Below are 12,387 nucleotides of genomic sequence, written 5' to 3'. Positions count from 1 at the left end.
TGTCCTCGCCGATGTGATGGAAACCGGCGCGTGGCGCGATCCGCGTTATCACGCGTGGGAGGCGGTGACGTGATGCCCGGCCTTTCCGACAACGAGGCGATCGCGCGTGAGGGCGGGCTGCACCGCACGCTCGGCAAGCGCCAGATCACGATGATCGGGCTGGGCGGCGCGATCGGCACCGGGCTGTTCATGGGCAGCGGCATCGCGATCGGCTATGCCGGTCCGGCGGTGCTGCTGAGTTACCTGATCGCCGCGCTGATCGCGGTGATTATGGTGTTCAGCCTGTCGGAAATGGCGGTGGTCCATCCCACCGCCGGATCGTTCGGCACCTATGCCGAAATCTATCTCGGGCCGTTCGCCGGCTTCCTGATCCGCTACACCTATTGGATCCAGCAAGTGCTGCTGATCGGCAGCGAGGCGATCGCGATCGGCACCTATATGCGCTTCTGGTTCCCGGAAGTGCCGATATGGCTTTCGGCGATCGGCTTCTCGGGCGCGCTGCTCTGGCTCAACTCGCGGCCAGTGCGCAATTTCGCCTCGGTGGAATATTGGCTGACCGTCATCAAGGTGACGGCGATCGTGCTGTTCATCATCGTCGGCGGCAGCCGCATCCTCGGCCTCACCGGCCCGTCGACCGGGCTGCACAATGTTATCGGCCTACCCGGCGGTTTCATGCCAAACGGTTTCAGCGGCGTGTGGATGGGCGTGCTGATGGCGCTGTTCTCCTTCCTCGGGCTGGAGTTCGTCGTCGCCACCGCCGGTGAGGCGGAGAACCCGCGCGAGGCGATTCCCGCCGCGCTGCGCACAATGGCGGCGCGATTGTTCCTGTTCTACATCCTCGCATTGTTCATCATCCTCGCCTTCATGCCGTGGACGCAAGCCGGCGCGAAGGTGGTGACGCAAAGCCCGTTCGTGCGCATGTTTGGCGCGGCGGGCATCCCCTATGCCGCCGATGCGATGAACTTCGTCGTCGCCGTCGCCGCGCTGTCCGCGATGAACACCAGCCTTTATCTCGCCTCGCGGATGCTGTTCTCGCTGTCGCGCGGGGGCTATGCGCCGGCCTTGTTCGGCAAACTCAGCGCGGGCGGGGTGCCACTGGCGGCGACATTGCTGTCGGGCGCGTGCGTGCTGCTGGCGGGATCACTCGCGATGTTGACGCCGCTCGCCTATAATTATCTGTTCGGCGTCGCGCTGTTCGGCGGCATTCTCACCTGGGCGAGCATTCTCGCCAGCCATATGGTGTTCCGCCGCCGCCACGCCGCCGGCGACCTCCCGGTCAAAATGCCATTTTTCCCGGCGGCGCAGCTATTGGGATTGGGGCTGCTCGCCGCGATCACCGCAACGATGGCGTTCGATCATGAATTCTGGGATGTCGCGGTGCTGGCGGGTGGGCCGTGGTGCGTGTTCGTCGCGATCGTCTATCGGCTGTGGGCGGTGCGGCGCGGGCGGGTTGCGGCCTCAGCCACCATCGCCAACTGAGGGCATGTCGGCCCGGATCGTCGCCGCCACCTCGCGCACCATATCCATGAAGCACGATACGGCGGCGGACGGCGTGACGGTCGCCCGCGTCGTCGCCCCGATGCGCGAGGCGGTTGCCTCCATGCTGATCGGCAGGATCGCCAGCCCCGGCTGCACCGTCGCCACCTGATAGGGGATGGCGGCCAGCAGGTCCGTCTCCAGCAGCAGCGAATGGTTGGTGAGGATCGAGACGGATTCGATCGCATCGACCGGCGGCTCGATCCCGGCGCGGCGGAACGCGAACATGAGTTGCCGGCGCAACGAGGTCTCCGGCGGCGGGAGAATCCAGGATTGATCGGCGAGATCGGCCAGCGTTAACCCCTGTTTCGCGGCCAGCGGATGTCCTTCGCGCGCGACGATCGCGATCGGCTCGTCATAGAGCACTTCCTGCTCCAGCCCTTCGCGTTCACGGAAATCGGGCAGCCGACCGAGCACCACGTCGAGATCGCCGGTGCGCAGCGCGGGCATCAGTTTGTCGATCGTCCCCTCGATCACCGTGACGGCGATTCCCGGTCGCCGCGCGCGCAGCAGGGCGAGGCTGCGTGGCAACAGGGTGGGCGAGGCGGCGAGCAAGGTGCCGACGAACACGCGGCCCGACAGCCCGGATTCGATCGACTGCAATTCCTCGCTGGCGTGGCGAAGCTGTGTGAGGATCAGCTTGGCGTGCTTGATGATGACATCGCCGTACAGCGTCGGCGTCACCCCGCGCGACGAACGCTCGAACAGTTGGACACCCAGCGCCTCCTCAAGCTCCTTGATGCTCTTGGTCGCGGCGGGCTGGGCGATGTTGAGGATTTGCGACCCGCGCAGGATATTCCCCTCCTGCGCCACCGCCGCAAGCAGCTTGAGCTGGCGCAGCTTCAGCCGGCTGAGCAGGAAATTCTCGTGGAAACGCGACACTGCCTGTCATCCTCCCCGTTTGCGGGGCCGTCCCTACTATAATTTTTTGGTAATAACAGCCGGGCGCATCGGAATTATTCCGCGATATCTGCCGCCCCTATTGAGCAAAGGGCCATAGAAGTTTTTCAGGAGCGCACCGGGCGTGACCATCATCGACATGCACAGCCATTTCTTCCCGATGTCGGACCCGGCCCATGCCGAGGCGGCGGAGCGGGATGGGCTGCCGTGGCTGAAGCGGACCGGCGCGGGCGAGGGCATGATAATGGTCGGCACGCGCGAGTTTCGCCCGGTGCGCGAGGCGCTGTGGAACCCGGCGGCGCGGATCGAGGATCTCGATCGCAACCATATCGACATGCAGGTGATCTGCGCGACGCCGGTGATGTTCGGTTATGCGCGACCGGCGAAGGACGCGGCGGAGACGGCGAAGCGGTTCAACGACCAGGCGGTCGAGATGGCGGCGCACGATCCCCGGCGGTTGAAGGCGCTGGCGCAGGTGCCGTTGCAGGACGTGGACCTGGCCTGCGCCGAGGCGAGCCGTGCGATGGAGACCGGGCATCTCGGCGTGCAGATCGGCAACCACCTCGGCAACGCCTATCTCGATGACGAACGGTTGCTGACCTTTCTCACGCATTGCGCGGAGATTGGCGCGGCGGTGCTGGTCCATCCGTGGGATATGATGGCGCGCGAGCGGATGCCGAAATACATGCTGCCCTGGCTGGTGGCGATGCCGGCCGAGACGCAGCTTTCGATCCTGTCGCTGATCCTTTCCGGCGCGTTCGAGCGGCTGCCCAAATCGCTGCGGCTATGCTTCGCGCATGGCGGCGGCAGCTTCGCCTTCCTGCTCGGCCGGGTCGAGAACGCCTGGGCGCAGCGCGATATCGTGCGCGTCGATTGCCCCAATCCGCCCTCGTCCTATCTCGATCGCTTCTACGTCGATTCCGCCGTGTTCAGCCCGGATTCGCTGCAACTGGTGGTGGACGTGCTGGGCGAGGATCGCGTGATGCTCGGCTCCGATCACCCCTTCCCGCTGGGCGAGGAGGCGATCGGGCAACTCGTCGGCACGCATGACCGGCTGAGCGGCGCGGCGAAGCGCAAGATTCTCGGCGGCAACGCGGCGCGCTGGCTCGCGCTGGAGGAAGTCGCGGCGGGCTGATTTTCCGGTTCACGGAGGCTTTGTGCTCCCGCGAAGGCGGGAGCCCAGACTGGGTCCCCGCCTTCGCGGGGACGCACGGAAGGGCGCAACGCCGATCGCACAAAAAAGCCGCCCGCCACTCCGGGAAAGTTGAGAACCGGATGGCGGGCAGTAAGGAAAACGAGACGGATCAGCCCGCGCTTTGCGGCGCGCGATAGCTTTCGGTGCCGACCCAGCCGCGTTCCGACACGTCGACCATCACGTTCTCCGGTCCGGTCATCTTGTATTCGGCATTGTCCTTCGCCGGATTCTTGCCCAGCCCCTGCGCGAGGTTGACATCGTGGCGCGGGGCGAAGCCGCTGGCTTCGAAGCGCTCGACGATCTCGTTGATGTCGTCGCACTGGAAGCCGATATGGTGCAGCCCCGCATAGCCCTCGGCGAACTCCATCCCCGCCGCCGGACGGTTCTTGAAGGCGAGCAGCGCGATGTTGATGTGGCCGTCGGTGACATAATAGCCGCGGGCATTGCGGCTGTCGACGCGCCCGGCCACCTCCCAGCCGAGCACTTCGGTGAAGAAGCGGACCGAATTGTCCGGGTCTGCGGCGGCGATGGCGACGTGGCGTAAGCGAACGGGCATGACGGTTTTTCCCTTCAGGTTCCGATGTGTAGCGGGGTGACGAGCGCACGGAGCGCCGCGATGACGCTCAATGCGGTGATCCGGCCGGTGCCGGGGTTCTCGTCGGTGGGGACGTTCTCGATGCTCAGCGTGAAGCGCGCGCTATCGGCATCGACGATGATGAAATGCGTGTTGCGCTCCAGCGCCGGGTCCGCCCAGATTTCCAGCCGTGTGCGCTCCGGCCCGACGCCGGCAAGCCCCAGCGCGGCGGCGACGTTGACATTGGCGGGGAAAGCGATCGCGCCCTCGCGCGCGCTGCCCTCGAAAATCTTCAGCGGCGCATCGAGCGCGGTGAGGTCGATATTGTTGCGCACGACATGCTCGGCCTTGACCAGCGATTTCGGCGGCTTGCGCGTCACCATCGTCACCGAATGGATCGTGCCGAGTGCGGCGGCGCGCACCGCGTCCAGCCCGAGCAGCGCGCCGGTGGCGAGAATGATCCGTCCGCCGCCTCGCGCGGCGCGCGCGGCGAGATCGTCGGCCTGGATCAGCGCCGCGCCGCTGACGGTGATGAGGATCTTGCCGTTATCGACCGTCGCTTCGGCGATGTCGCGAAATGCGGCGGAGGGGGCGCAATCGACGATCACGTCCGCGCGCCGCGCCATCTCCGCGATGCTTACCACGGGCACGTCCCAGCCGGCTGCGGCGAGATAGCCGCGCGCCTTTTCCTCGTCACCCGCGGCGACGCAATCGAGGACGAGCACGTCCTCCTGTTCGATCAGGCGGCGCGCTACCACGCGGCCAATGGTGCCCAGTCCGGCGATGCCAATCTTCATGGCCCCGGTCTAGGATCGGTGCGGGCGCGCCGGAAATATCGTTTGCGGCAGCCGCTATAGACACGTCGCTATAGTGATGCGGCGGGCTATAATGAAATCCGCGCCACTTATGCGGAAGCCATATTGGACCTGAGGCGCGCCGCCCGCCACCTTTCCACCTCGATACGAGTGGGAGAGGAAGATGATCTGGCACGCGCTGGCGACCTGGCGACGCGACGGAGCGGAGCGGGCCGCGATCGTGGTGGGGGACGCGATCCACGATCTCGATGGCGCGGCGGCGGCCCATGCCCCGTCGCTGGTCGGGTGCAGCGTCAACGACCTCATCGCGGATTGGGCCAATGCGGCCCCGGTGGTCGCCGCGCTGGCGGAGGCGCTGGGTGCGTGCGCGGCGGATGTTTCGCGGGCCGATCTCGCCGCGCCGTTCGTGCCGCGGCGGGTGTTCGGGGCCGCTTCCAATTATATCGAACACGCCGAGGAGATGCAGACCAAGCTGGCAGCCAAGGCGGACAGCGAGCCGTACGTCTTCCTCAAGACGATAGAGAGCGTGATCGGGCCGGAGGAAACGGTGGTGATCCCGCCGCAGGTCAAGCGGCCGGACTGGGAGGTGGAGCTTGGCGTGGTGATCGGCCACGCCGGGCGCGATATCGCCGCCGCCGACGCCTTCGCGCACATCGCCGGCTATACGATCGTCAACGACGTGTCCGCGCGCGACAAGACGCGGCGCACCGATTTTCCGTTCTCGCACGATTGGTTCCGCGGCAAGAGCTTCGACACGTTCACCCCGATCGGGCCGTGGTTCGTACCGCGCGATTGCCTTGGCGATCCGCATGACATCCGGCTTGGCCTCAAGGTCAACGATGCGGCGATGCAGGACGGCAATACGGCCGAGATGATTTTCGATTGCTTCGAGCAGATCGCCTATCTCTCGACGATCCTCGAACTGAAGGCGGGCGACCTGATCGCCACTGGCACCCCGGCCGGCGTTGGCATGGGGCGCGGCGTGTTCCTCAAGGACGGCGACGTGATGACCGCCTGGGTCGACGGGATCGGCGAGTTGCGCAATCCGGTGCGCGCGGGATGAAGCGCGCGACGCTCGTGCGGATGACGCCGGGGCTGGCGGTGATCCTCGCGATCGCGGTCGTCACGCTGCTTTCGGCGTTGCGGCCCGAGCCGGTGGCGCGGGCGGCGGCTGGCCAGGCGCTGACCCCGGTGCGCTTCAACATGAGTTGGCTGCCGCAGGGCAGCATGGCCGGCGTGTTCGTTGCGATGGACAAGGGCTATTATACGGACGCCGGGCTCAGCGTGGAGCCGATGCGGGGCTTCGGCGGCGCGCGCACCGTCAACGAGCTTGATCGCGGGATGTTCGAATTCGGCTATGTCGATCCGCTCAGTGTCGCGATGAACCGCGCCGGCGGCGGCCATGCGCGGATGGTGGGGGGCATCAATATGCGTTTTCCCGCCGGCGTCTGTTTCGTGCGTGAGCGGCATCGGATCGCGACGCCCGCCGATCTTGCCGGCCTCACCTTCGGCGCGGGGCTGAACAGCGCGGTGCAGACGCTGCTTCCGGCGTGGCTGCGCCGCAACGGCGTCGATCCCGCGCGCGTGCGGCGAATCCAGCTCGATCCCGCCGTTGTCGTCGCCGCGTTGATCGAGGGGAAGGTCGATGCCGCCGAATGCTGGCTCGGCAATTCGATGGCGCTGTTCCAGAAGCGCGCCAAGGCGGCCGGGCTGACGATCGGGCGGATCGACTATGCCGATTTCGGTTTTGACGCTTATGGCAGCGGCATCGCCACGCGCGATGCGCTGATCGCGCGCGATCCCGATCTGGTGCGCCGTTTCCTCGCCGCCACTTATCGCGGCTATGCCGATGCGGCGCGCGACCCGGACGCGGCGCTGGCGAGCATCCGGCGGCATTTTCCGTTGCTCGATGCGGGCGTGACGCGGCAGCAGATCGTGGAGACCGCCGTTCTGATGGCGGGCCCGCATCGCTTTGCCCCCGCGCGGATCGAGAACACCATCCACTTCCTGAGGGCAGCGGGCCGGCCCGGCGGAGAGCTGCCGGCGAACGCCTTGTTCACCAACGATTATCTTGACGGAAAGGCAGCGCAATGACCGACGATGCGATCCATTACCGGCCGCGTCCGACCAAGCTCGGCCATCTCGTGTTAAAGGTGCGCGATATCCAGCGTTCGCTGGCCTTTTATACCGAGGTGGTTGGCCTCACCGTTTCCGACTGGATCGGCGACCATATGGTGTTCCTGCGCTGCGGCGTCGATCATCACGATCTCGCGCTGTTGCAGTTGCCGCCGGGGCATCAGGCGATCCCGGAGGGCTTCTTTCCATCGGTCGAGCATTTCTCCTACCGCGTCGAATCGATCGCGGAGATGGAGCGGATCACCGCGATGCTCGTCGCGCGCGGGATCGAGATAGATCGCGGGCTGGGGCGGCACGGGCCGGGGGCGAACACCTTCATCGTGTTCAAGGATCCCGACGGCAACAATGTCGAATTCTATTCCGATATGACGCAGATCGCGCTCGATGCGCAGCATGAACCGGCGGTTTGGGACGGCGGCACGCTCGAGACGTTCGATCAATGGCGGCTGGAGAAATTCGTCGTGCCGCCCCCCGCGCGCATCCTGCCTTTGCTAGACAAGGATGGGACGAAGAAGTGAGCCGGGCGAAGGATATCGCCATCACGATGCTGTTCTTCGCCGCTCTATTGCTGGTGTGGGAAACGGGGGTGCGCTGGTCGGGCGCGAAATCCTATCTGCTCGCGCCGCCCAGCGCGATCGTCGGCGAATTGTGGCGATCGCGCGCGGCACTGGCCGATGGCACGCTCAAGACGCTGACCGAGGTGTTCTGGGGCTTCGTCATCGCGCTGGTGGTGGGGGTGCCGGTGTCGGCGTTCGTATTCTTCTCGAACGGCGCGCGGCGGACGGTCTATCCCTTGCTCGTCGCGCTTCAGAGCATTCCCAAGGTCGGGCTGGCACCGATCCTTGTCGCCTGGCTCGGCTATGGCCTGTCCTCCAAGCTGACGATGGCGTTCCTGTTCGCCTTCTTCCCGATCGTTGTCGCCGGGATGGGCGGGCTCGCCAGCACGCCGGCGCATCTGGAGGAGCATTTCCGCGCCTTGCGCGCGACGCGCTGGCAGACGTTCTGGCGGCTGCGGCTGCCGTGCGCGCTGCCGGCGTTCCTCGACGGGTGCAAGGTGGCGATGCCGCTCGCGGTGATCGGGGCGATCGTCGGCGAGTTCGTCGGGTCGAACGATGGCCTTGGCAATCTCATCCTCACCGCATCGGGATCGGGCAACACCGCGCTTACCTTCGCCGCGCTGCTGACGGTGACCGTCCTGTCGCTGCTCCTGTTCTACGGCGTCGAATATTGGGAGAAGTTCGTGTGGTGGCGCGCGGCATGACGGCGGCGATCGAGATCGACAGCGTCGCCAAGACCTTCGGCGGGCGCAGCATCATCGCCGAGGTGCGCGCGAGCGTGCGCGACCATGAGTTCGTCTCGGTGCTCGGCCCGTCGGGGTGTGGCAAGAGCACGCTGCTGCGCCTGATCGCCGGGCTGGAGCCGATCGACGGCGGCGCGATCCGCCTGTCCGGTGCCCCGGTCACCGCGCCCGCCGCCGACGTGGGTTTCGTGTTCCAGACCTCCAACCTGCTGCCGTGGCTCGACGTGCGTGGCAATCTGCTGCTTGGCGTCGATCTAGACCGGGACGCGCGACGGCCTTCGGAAGGCGAGCTTGCCGCGCTGATCGACACGCTTGGCCTTGCGGGGTTCGAGGAGAGCTTCCCGCACCAGCTTTCCGGCGGGATGCGGCATCGCGTCGCGATCGGGCAGGCGCTGGTGCGCAACCCGCGCGTGCTGCTGATGGACGAACCGTTCGGCGCGCTCGACGCGTTGACGCGGGATCGGCTCAACATGGAATTGCTGCGCATCTGGCAACGCGATCGCAAGACGGTGGTGCTGGTGACGCACAGCATCGCGGAGGCGGTGTTGCTGTCCGATCGCGTGATCGTCATGTCCGAACGCCCCAGCCGCGTGCTGGAGGAAGTGACGATCGACCTGCCGCGCCCGCGCGATCCGTCGCGCACCCGCGAAGACCCGGCGTTCGGCGATTATGTCGTGCGCCTCAGCCGATTGATGGGAGTGGAATGATGCGATCGGGTATCCTCGCCGTCGACGGGGCGGAGCTTTACTGGGAAACGCATGGTGAAGGGCCGGCGATCGTGCTGGCACACGGCGTCGGCGGCAATCATGCGATCTGGTTCCGGCAGCTCGGGCCGCTGGCGCGCGCCAATCGCGTCATCACCTTCGATCATCGCGGCTTCGGTCGGTCGGAGGACCGCGACGGGCGCGGGCGGGCGGCGTTCGCCGATGATCTGCGCGCGTTGCTCGATCATCTTGGGGTGGAGCGGGCGCTGCTGGTCGGGCAATCAATGGGCGGCGGCACCTGCATTGATTTCGCCTGTCGCTGGCCGGAGCGGGTGGCGGCGCTCGCCATCGCCGATAGCCTCCACGCCATCGCCGAGCCGGATGACGTGCGCGCGTTGATGGACGAAGCGCGTGCGGTGACGCGCGATCTGGAGCAGATCGAGCGCGTGTTGGGCGAGAGGGCGCGGGCCGAGGATCCTGCGCTCGCGATTCTCTATGCGCAGATCAACAGCTTCAACGCGACCGACCGGCATAACCTTTCGGGCAATTTCCCGACCTACGCGCCGGAGGAGATCGGCGGCGGGCGCTTTCCGATCCTGTTCATCGCGGGGGTGGATGATGCGCTGTTCCCGATCGAGGCGATCCGCCGCGTGCAGGCGCGCGTACCGGGATCGTTCATGGTCGAGGTGAATGGCGCGGGCCATTCCGCCTTCCTCGAACGAGCGACAGAGTTCAACGACACGCTGCTAACGCTGGCGCAGATGGCGGGCCATGCCGGCCGCATCCCGGCGCATTCCAACGCGGCGGGCTATACCCCCGCCTGATCTATAACGAAGCAGCCATAAGGGCGGCGGGAGATGATATTTTCCACGCGACTTTGCCCCCGATAGGCCGATAGCATGAACAAGCATCCCTATCCCTTCGCGGGCGGCGCGTTGCGCAATTTCATCGACGGGCGGTTCGTCGAGGGGCCGGCGCTTTTCCCCAATTTCGATCCGGTGACGGGCGCGAAGCTGGCGGACGTTGGCGCGGCTGACCACGCGATGGTCGATGCCGCTGTCGCCGCCGCGCGCGCGGCGTTGAAGGGCGATTGGGGCGGCATGGCGCAGGCGGAGCGCTGCCGGCTGCTGGTCCGCGTCGCGGAGGGGATCGAGGCGCGGTTCGACGATTTCGTCGCGGCGGAAGTGGCCGATACCGGCAAGCCGCTCGCCCACGCCCGCGCGGTGGATATCCCGCGCGGCGCGGCCAATTTTCGCAGCTTCGCCGCATTGGCCGAGGCGCGCGCGATGCCGAGCTTCCAGACACGCACCGCCGATGGGCGCACCGCGATCAACTACAGCATCCCGCGCCCGCTTGGCGTGGTCGCGGTGATCTCGCCATGGAATTTGCCGCTGCTGCTGATGAGCTGGAAAGTCGCGCCCGCGCTGGCCTGCGGCAACACGATCGTCGCCAAGCCGTCGGAAGAAACGCCGTCCACCGCGACGCTGTTGGCGGAGGTGATCGAGGCGGCGGGTGTTCCGCCCGGCGTGTTCAATCTCATTCACGGCGCGGGGGCGAACGCGCCGGGCGAGTGGCTGGTGTCGCACCCGGACGTGGATGCGATCACCTTTACCGGCGAATCCTCGACCGGCTCGACCATCATGCGGGCCGCGGCGGCGGGGGTGAAGCCGATCTCGTTCGAACTGGGCGGCAAGAACCCCGCACTGATCTTCGCCGATTGCGATTTCGAGGCGGCGCTGGCCGGCACCGTCCGCTCGGTCTTCTCCAATTGCGGGCAGGTGTGCCTGTGCACCGAGCGCGTCTATGTCGAGCGACCGATCTTCGATCGCTTCGTCGCGGCGCTGGCGGAGAAGGCGCGGGGGCTTTCGATCGGTGACCCATGGGGCGGCGCGGCGATCGGGCCGGTGATCTCCGCGCAACAGCGCGACAAGGTGCTGGGCTATTACAGGCTGGCGGCGGAGGAAGGCGCGCGCTTCCATGCCGGCGGCGGCGCGCCCGCGATGGAGGGCGCGCTGGCGGGCGGCTATTTCGTCGAGCCGACGGTGATTACCGGGCTGCCCGAAACCGCGCGCGCGGTGCGCGAGGAGATTTTCGGCCCGGTCTGCCACGTCGCCCCCTTCGATCGCGAGGAACAGGCGATCGCACTCGCCAACGATTCCGCCTACGGGCTGGCGGCGGCGGTGTGGACCCAGAACGTCAGCCGCGCGCACCGCGTCGCGGGGCGGATCGAGGCCGGGATCGTCTGGGTCAACGACTGGTTTCTGCGTGATCTGCGCACGCCGTTCGGCGGCGTGAAACTTTCCGGCATCGGGCGCGAGGGTGGCGAACATTCGCTCAACTTCTATTCCGAGCCGACCAACATCTGCGTGAGTTTCTGACGATGGGCGATGCGATCGAAACAGTCGCGGCGATGCTGCGCGAGGCGGCGGAGACGCGCACGCCGGTGGCGCCCGTCGCGCCGCTGCTGCCAGCGGGCGATCTCGATGCGGCCTATGCGGTGCAGGAGATCAACACCCGCGCCGCGCTGGCGGGGGGACGGCGGCTGGTGGGGCGCAAGATCGGGCTGACTTCCGCCGCCGTGCAGCGGCAACTGGGGGTGGATCAGCCCGATTACGGGATGCTGTTCGCCGATATGGGGTATGACGATCGCGCCGACATCCCCGCCGACGCGGTGCTGCAACCGCGCGTCGAGGCGGAGGTGGCGCTGGTGCTGGGCGCGGATCTGACGAGCGAGCGCAACAGCCTCGCCGACGTGATCGCCGCCACCGCCTTCGCGCTGCCGTGCCTGGAAATCGTCGGCAGCCGGATCGCGGACTGGAAGATCGGCATCGTCGATACGATCGCCGACAACGCCTCGTCGGGCGCGCTCGTGCTCGGCGCGACGCCACGCCCGCTGTCGGCGCTCGATCTCCGGCTGTGCGGCATGGTGCTGGAGAAGAATGGCGAGCCGGCCTCGACCGGGGTGGGGCAGGCGTGTCTCGGCAATCCGCTCAACGCCGCGCGTTGGCTTGCCGACGTGATGGCGCGCGCCGGGCGACCGCTGCGCGCGGGCGACGTGATCCTGTCCGGGGCATTGGGGCCGATGACGCCGATCGCGACGGGCGATCTGATCGAGGCACGGATCAACGGCCTCGGCTCGGTCGCGGCGCGGTTCGTCTGAGGGGAATGACGATGACCAAGGTGAAAGCGGCGATCATTGGATCGGGTAACATCGGGACCGATCTGAT

13 protein-coding genes are annotated in these 12,387 nt (G+C 66.9%); 10 read left to right on the top strand and 3 right to left on the bottom strand.

Going from position 1 to position 12,387, the window contains the following annotated elements; genetic code table 11:
- Positions 1 to 72: 72 nt before the first annotated feature.
- Positions 73 to 1,479 (top strand): amino acid permease, encoded by a 1,407-nt coding sequence (locus Q0316_RS15210; protein ID WP_298674117.1) that lies wholly within the window; start codon positions 73 to 75, stop codon positions 1,477 to 1,479.
- On the opposite strand, the gene Q0316_RS15205 is transcribed toward Q0316_RS15210, so the two are convergent.
- Entirely contained in the window at positions 1,459 to 2,418 is a 960-nt protein-coding gene (locus Q0316_RS15205; protein ID WP_298674115.1) for a LysR family transcriptional regulator, read from the bottom strand. The genes Q0316_RS15210 and Q0316_RS15205 overlap by 21 nt on opposite strands.
- A 142-nt stretch (positions 2,419 to 2,560) precedes the next feature.
- Here Q0316_RS15205 and Q0316_RS15200 point away from each other — a divergent pair, with 142 nt between their 5' ends.
- A complete protein-coding gene (locus tag Q0316_RS15200; protein ID WP_298674113.1) occupies positions 2,561 to 3,571 on the top strand; it encodes an amidohydrolase family protein in 1,011 nt (336 codons plus the stop codon).
- A 169-nt stretch (positions 3,572 to 3,740) separates the two neighbouring features.
- Here the strand turns inward: Q0316_RS15200 and Q0316_RS15195 are convergent, their stop codons facing one another.
- Together Q0316_RS15195 and Q0316_RS15190 are read right to left on the bottom strand one after the other, a co-directional pair.
- On the bottom strand, positions 3,741 to 4,187 hold the full coding sequence (locus Q0316_RS15195) for a VOC family protein (RefSeq protein ID WP_298674110.1): 447 nt from the start codon (positions 4,185 to 4,187) through the stop codon (positions 3,741 to 3,743).
- A 14-nt stretch (positions 4,188 to 4,201) separates the two neighbouring features.
- Positions 4,202 to 5,002 (bottom strand): aspartate dehydrogenase, encoded by an 801-nt coding sequence (locus Q0316_RS15190; protein WP_298674108.1) that lies wholly within the window; start codon positions 5,000 to 5,002, stop codon positions 4,202 to 4,204.
- 181 nt (positions 5,003 to 5,183) lie between these two features.
- Here Q0316_RS15190 and Q0316_RS15185 point away from each other — a divergent pair, with 181 nt between their 5' ends.
- The 8 genes from Q0316_RS15185 (at position 5,184) to Q0316_RS15150 (ending at position 12,320) form a co-directional block, all read left to right on the top strand.
- Entirely contained in the window at positions 5,184 to 6,083 is a 900-nt protein-coding gene (locus Q0316_RS15185; protein ID WP_298674106.1) for a fumarylacetoacetate hydrolase family protein, read from the top strand.
- Positions 6,080 to 7,114 (top strand): ABC transporter substrate-binding protein, encoded by a 1,035-nt coding sequence (locus Q0316_RS15180; protein WP_298674104.1) that lies wholly within the window; start codon positions 6,080 to 6,082, stop codon positions 7,112 to 7,114. The genes Q0316_RS15185 and Q0316_RS15180 overlap by 4 nt, the downstream gene beginning before the upstream one ends.
- Complete coding sequence (locus Q0316_RS15175; RefSeq protein WP_298674102.1) at positions 7,111 to 7,674, top strand: VOC family protein; 564 nt, start codon at positions 7,111 to 7,113, stop codon at positions 7,672 to 7,674. Before Q0316_RS15180 ends, Q0316_RS15175 begins: the two co-directional genes overlap by 4 nt.
- On the top strand, positions 7,671 to 8,417 hold the full coding sequence (locus Q0316_RS15170) for an ABC transporter permease (RefSeq protein WP_298674100.1): 747 nt from the start codon (positions 7,671 to 7,673) through the stop codon (positions 8,415 to 8,417). Before Q0316_RS15175 ends, Q0316_RS15170 begins: the two co-directional genes overlap by 4 nt.
- On the top strand, positions 8,414 to 9,163 hold the full coding sequence (locus Q0316_RS15165; protein ID WP_298674098.1) for an ABC transporter ATP-binding protein: 750 nt from the start codon (positions 8,414 to 8,416) through the stop codon (positions 9,161 to 9,163). The genes Q0316_RS15170 and Q0316_RS15165 overlap by 4 nt, the downstream gene beginning before the upstream one ends.
- Positions 9,163 to 9,984: an alpha/beta fold hydrolase gene (locus tag Q0316_RS15160; protein ID WP_298674097.1), complete on the top strand. Its 822-nt coding sequence runs from the start codon at positions 9,163 to 9,165 to the stop codon at positions 9,982 to 9,984. Before Q0316_RS15165 ends, Q0316_RS15160 begins: the two co-directional genes overlap by 1 nt.
- Before the next feature lie 75 nt (positions 9,985 to 10,059).
- Complete coding sequence (locus tag Q0316_RS15155; protein ID WP_298674096.1) at positions 10,060 to 11,538, top strand: 2-hydroxymuconic semialdehyde dehydrogenase; 1,479 nt, start codon at positions 10,060 to 10,062, stop codon at positions 11,536 to 11,538.
- A 2-nt stretch (positions 11,539 to 11,540) separates the two neighbouring features.
- Positions 11,541 to 12,320 (top strand): fumarylacetoacetate hydrolase family protein, encoded by a 780-nt coding sequence (locus tag Q0316_RS15150; RefSeq protein ID WP_298674094.1) that lies wholly within the window; start codon positions 11,541 to 11,543, stop codon positions 12,318 to 12,320.
- Positions 12,321 to 12,387: the final 67 nt, after the last annotated feature.

The sequence above is a fragment of the uncultured Sphingomonas sp. genome, assembly GCF_937871615.1.
Lineage (GTDB): Bacteria > Pseudomonadota > Alphaproteobacteria > Sphingomonadales > Sphingomonadaceae > Sphingomonas.
Note: the sequence above shows the minus strand (reverse complement) of the source record. Positions and strands in the feature narration are given on the sequence as shown.